The organism is Streptomyces sp. MB09-02B, from assembly GCF_033794485.1.
Taxonomy (GTDB): domain Bacteria; phylum Actinomycetota; class Actinomycetes; order Streptomycetales; family Streptomycetaceae; genus Streptomyces.
Window position 1 is genome coordinate 1 of sequence record NZ_JARGEE010000588.1, and the last position, 4,445, is coordinate 4,445.

The window sequence follows — 4,445 nt, forward strand, 5'->3', positions numbered from 1 at the left end:
GGCGGTACCGGCGGTCAGGAGCAGCCCACAGACGAGGAGCGCGGCGAAGGCCGTGGCGGGGACGGGAAGGGGGTTGCCGGGTCGGCGCATGGAGGGGGTTTCCGGAAACGGTCGTTCGGTCTACTGGGGCCAGCCACCACAGCTGACACGGCGACCTGCCCACCGCGCACGCCGATATGCCCGTTTCCACCCGTACCGGCGAGCGCACGGGGGCGCGTGTTGTCGAGGTCGTGCCCCTCACCGGAGGGCCGACGACGATATGCGCCGTGACAGCCGTACGAGCGCGCGACACGCCGTCGAGATCACTCCTCGGCGAACGAATTCACGCGACGGGACGCAATACCTTTTCGCCCTGCCGTCGGCGGTTTTTGAAAAGGCGTCAGGTACGGGCTCAGGTGCGACCTGACGTGGGGTCAGCGAGCGGGTCCACCTCGGAGCCTCCAAGAGAGTGACGACGTGTCAGCGCGCGCGGGTGTAGGCCGCACCTGGATTCGAAATACCAGCTCATTGCCATATTTTGATGGCGCGTCAGGCACGCCGACCGTCACCCGTCAGAGCGACAATCCATGCGGCCGTTCGGCCCCTTTTCCGGCCCCACCCCGACCCTTTTCGAAATGACAGCGGAAATGGCCGTCATTACGTTCGTTCTCGTCGGCAGGTCCTGTCGACGAGAACGAAGAGAAGGGGAAGTGCATTGCGCACTCGTAAGATCACAGTGATCGCCGCCTCCGTCGGCGTGGCAGTCGCGGCCGCCACCGGTGTCACCTACGCCAGCTCCGCCCTGGAGCCGGCCCCCAAGTCCGCCGCGGCCGTCACCGACGCCGCCCCGGCCCCCCGCGGCGGCAACGGCACGGGCACCAGCGCCGGCTCGAACGCCGCCACCGCCCCGGCCGACGCGGGTGCGGCGGACAATGTCAACGGTCCCCGCAAGGGCAACGAGGGTCGTGGCGCGGGTCGTGGCGAGAACCGCCGGGACGAGGGTCAGATTCAGGTCAACGAGCGCGTGTACGGCGCCGAGCCGGGGTCCTGCATCGCCGTGGTCAACGTGCGCCGGGGGCAGGGGAAGGGGCAGAGGGGCGGCAGCTTCAACATCCGGAACGACAGCGACAAGACCGTCGAATTCTTCAACGGGATCACCTGCGACAACGGGGCGCCTGTCGCCACGGTCGGACCGCACAGTTCCAGCAGCGCGGTCGAAGGGGACCAGGAGGGGCAGTTCCTCGTCGGCAGCTTCCGCGTCGTCGGTAACGGCCACCACTGGTGATAACCGAGAGGGCAAGCGCTCACCCCGGAATACCCAGTATCGGAAGCCCCGGCTCGCCGTAATCGAGCCGGGGTTCCGGCACGGGGGTATCCCTACGGGATGACCTTCGCCATGTTAGTCAGCGCGGCACGGCCGTTCCGGAGACGGCGCCGATAAAGGCGTGCCATCCGGTGGGTGAGATGTGCAGGAGGGGGCCGTGGGGGTTCTTGCTGTCGCGGATGACTCGGCCGCCGCCCGAGGTCAACGCGACCTCGACGCAATCACCCGACTGGTGAGAGTAGGACGACTTCTGAAAGGCGCCGGCGACTTCAGTGGTCATCAACACTCCGCAGGGCGTTCCGAATAATCAGGGCTGACTCTTCCGGCGTCATCGCTGCCGATCTCAGCAGGTCAAAGGTGTGCACGTAAGGAGCGACGTCCTCCGGCTCGTCCAGAACCAACGTACCGCCGAGGTGCTCGACGGTCACCGCTTCCGCCGTCGGTTCGGATCCGAAGCTGAAGGCAGCGAACCCGGTGGTTCCCGCCAGCACGGCGGCACTGAACGGAAGAACACGGATGGTCACGTTCTCCGTCTGTCCCGCTTCGAGGAGCGCAGCCAACTGTTCCCGGTGGACCTCGGCGCTCGACATGGGGTGCACGACGACCGGCTCCCAGATGATGAACTCGCACGCCGTGCCACTCTCGGCAACCTTGACCTGTCGCCTCATACGTACCTGGACCAGGAACTCGCGCCGCTCGGGGGCAAGGCTCATAGGGCCCGACCGCATCACCGCTTCCGCGTAGGCAGCGGTTTGCAGGAGCCCGGGCACGATGGTGGGGTGCCAGTCCTGGACGCGGGTCGCGTCGCTCTCCAACGTGATGTGATCCACGTAGTCCGGTCGCAGCTGTTCGGCGTATTCGTGCCACCAGCCACGCCGGTTGGCGTCCTTGGCCAACTTCTCCAGCCTGCCGCACACTTCCGGGTTATCCACCCCGTACGCGGCCAACAGCACACGGATCTCGATCGGGCGAGCGACAACGTGCCCGCTCTCGATGCGACTGACCCGGGCCTGATGGTTCGCGATCACCTCTGCGGCCTGCGGCTGATCGAACTTGGCGGCCAGTCGGTACTTCTTCAGCGCTGCCCCAAGTCGCCTGCTGCGCACGGTCGGCCGTCCGGCCATCAGGCGCTCACCTCTCCTCCCCGTTCATGGCGAGCACCACTGTAGAGCCATCGCACACCGCGCAGCGATCTACATAAATGTAACTAGAGCGGGTTGATGACAGCTCGATATTTGCCCTAGCCTCTTTGTGTACGCGCCACTACTGGGCGTGAACTTGACCGCACGTCAGGGGGTCCATCAGCCATGCCCGCTCTCACCCCACGTAGCGACTCCTTCCGTATCCCCAAGCGCGGAAGACACGTCCCCGAAGCCCGTGCTCACGTGCGGCGGATCCTCAAGGACTGGACCCTCGATGGTGAACTCGCCGATGACATCGCCACCGTGGCCACGGAACTGGTGACGAACGCGGTCCGGCACTGCCGGGTGACCCTCGCCGAGGTGGAGGTGGTGGTGTCGGTCCGAGGGTGCGGCGTACTGGTCGAGGTGTCGGACCCGGACAAGGGCAGGGTGCCGACACAGCGGAGCGGCGACGCGGAACGGAACGGCGGGCGCAGCCTCGTACTCGTCGCCGGGCTCTCCGAACGGTGGGGACACGAGGCGCGGCCGTTCACCAAGTGCGTGTGGGCGTACTTCGTGATGCCGGGGCGGGAAGGGTGAGCGCGGCGGCGCTGAGCCCGTACCGCGGGCGGTGGCGGCGTTGGGCGGTCCGGGCGGAACGGTATCGGGCCTTGTATGGCCAGTGGTTGCCGTTCCCGCCGCGTGAACCCTGCTGGGAGAGGCGGCCGGTGAGAGCGGCGCGCGTGCGGGACGTACTCATGGATGGTCCATATGCGGGCGAAGAAGACGAGGGAGGCCTCGTGCGGGCGTATGTCACGGCGTACCTGAGTGAGGGGCGTACGGCATGACCGACGAAACGACGAAACGAGCAGGGGGCTCCGCCTCGCCCTCCGATCCCGTCCTGGCCACGTTCAGCGACTGGCTGGACCATGCCGTGGCCTGCGTGGACGCGTGCCGGCGACGGCGTCTCGTGCCTGCACTCGATGCGGCTGGCCAAACGGCACCGCGCGGCCAGGAAGGCGGCGGGAGCGGCGCGGCGGAACAGTTCGGACTGATCCCGTACGGCCCGACGTCCGGTGCCCGTCGTCCGGTGCCCGTCGCCTCGCGTCCCGACGACGGAGGACAATAAAGCGTTGACAACAAGTCGTTTACCCTCGACGCTGGCCGTATGACGACGTCGCCGAACACTCCTCAACCCGCCGACACCACCGACCCCTTCACACCACCGGGCGCTGACGAGGCGCGGGCGCAGCGGGTGCCCGCGTCCCTGTTCCGTATCGCTGAGCGCCACGCGGCCACGGACGGACAGCGCCGGCGCCAGACCCATCCGCACGTGCTCGGGCCCCACGAGGCGATCCGGCTGGTGTCGTTCCTGCTCAGCGGCGCCGCCCTCCTCGACGACGGGGAGGAGGAGGTCGACCGCGCGGACATCACCGCCGCCCTCACCCTCATCCCCCTCGCCCGTGGCGAGATGGACGAACTGGAGGTAGGCCTGCTGGAGATGGCCCGCGGCAGGGGCATGACCTGGCCCGAGATCGCCTTCGGCCTCGGGCTCCAGACCCCTCAGGCGGCACGGCAACGCTACGAACGCCTGGCCGGCCGTACGGAGAGGACGGACCACTAGGGCTGGCTCTGACCGAACCGGCACCGCTTTCCTCGGTGCCGTGACAGCCGGTGCCCGCGTGGATTCGCCGGCACCGGCCTGTTCGCCGCAGGCAGTGGAGCTTTCACCGCACAACGCCACGTCGAAGGCCTGCGCACCCTCACGGGCCAACTGCGCCCGGACCACACCGGTTCATGACCGTGGCATCGACGCCGGACAGCAGCGGCGGCCGCATCGAGAAAGTCGATGCGGCCGCTGTTGCCGTGGCGAGGTTCCGTCGCCCGACGGTGATGCCGGGACGACGAGAATCAGACGACGAGAATCAGACGACGAGAGTCAGACGCCGTAGGGGTTTTCGATGATGTAGACCCAGTCCCCCTCGCTCGTCCTCTTCATCACCTCGACCGACTTTCCTTCC

5 protein-coding genes are annotated in these 4,445 nt (G+C 67.6%); 3 read left to right on the forward strand and 2 right to left on the reverse strand.

The window, feature by feature from the left end; all coding sequences use genetic code 11:
* Positions 1-694: 694 nt before the first annotated feature.
* Positions 695-1,264: a hypothetical protein gene (locus P1P70_RS41200; RefSeq protein ID WP_319247103.1), complete on the forward strand. Its 570-nt coding sequence runs from the start codon at positions 695-697 to the stop codon at positions 1,262-1,264.
* A gap of 118 nt (positions 1,265-1,382) precedes the next feature.
* On the opposite strand, the gene P1P70_RS41205 is transcribed toward P1P70_RS41200, so the two are convergent.
* Both P1P70_RS41205 and P1P70_RS41210 read right to left on the reverse strand, forming a co-directional pair.
* Positions 1,383-1,583 (reverse strand): DUF397 domain-containing protein, encoded by a 201-nt coding sequence (locus P1P70_RS41205; RefSeq protein WP_319247105.1) that lies wholly within the window; start codon positions 1,581-1,583, stop codon positions 1,383-1,385.
* Positions 1,573-2,427, reverse strand: coding sequence for a Scr1 family TA system antitoxin-like transcriptional regulator (locus P1P70_RS41210; RefSeq protein ID WP_319247107.1), 855 nt, complete (start codon positions 2,425-2,427; stop codon positions 1,573-1,575). Before P1P70_RS41210 ends, P1P70_RS41205 begins: the two co-directional genes overlap by 11 nt.
* A 183-nt stretch (positions 2,428-2,610) precedes the next feature.
* Between P1P70_RS41210 and P1P70_RS41215 the strand changes: the two genes are divergently transcribed.
* Both P1P70_RS41215 and P1P70_RS41220 read left to right on the forward strand, forming a co-directional pair.
* Positions 2,611-3,024, forward strand: coding sequence for an ATP-binding protein (locus tag P1P70_RS41215; RefSeq protein ID WP_319247108.1), 414 nt, complete (start codon positions 2,611-2,613; stop codon positions 3,022-3,024).
* Between the two features lie 568 nt (positions 3,025-3,592).
* Entirely contained in the window at positions 3,593-4,048 is a 456-nt protein-coding gene (locus P1P70_RS41220) for a DNA-binding protein (protein WP_319247110.1), read from the forward strand.
* The last annotated feature ends 397 nt before the right edge of the window (positions 4,049-4,445 follow it).

Bases quoted from the DNA above. Each gene is read 5' to 3' on its own strand.
- P1P70_RS41205 (WP_319247105.1), bottom strand. From the start codon at position 1,583: ATGACCACTGAAGTCGCCGGCGCCTTTCAGAAGTCGTCCTACTCTCAC.
- P1P70_RS41210 (WP_319247107.1), bottom strand. From the start codon at position 2,427: ATGGCCGGACGGCCGACCGTGCGCAGCAGGCGACTTGGGGCAGCGCTG.
- P1P70_RS41215 (WP_319247108.1), top strand. From the start codon at position 2,611: ATGCCCGCTCTCACCCCACGTAGCGACTCCTTCCGTATCCCCAAGCGC.
- P1P70_RS41220 (WP_319247110.1), top strand. From the start codon at position 3,593: ATGACGACGTCGCCGAACACTCCTCAACCCGCCGACACCACCGACCCC.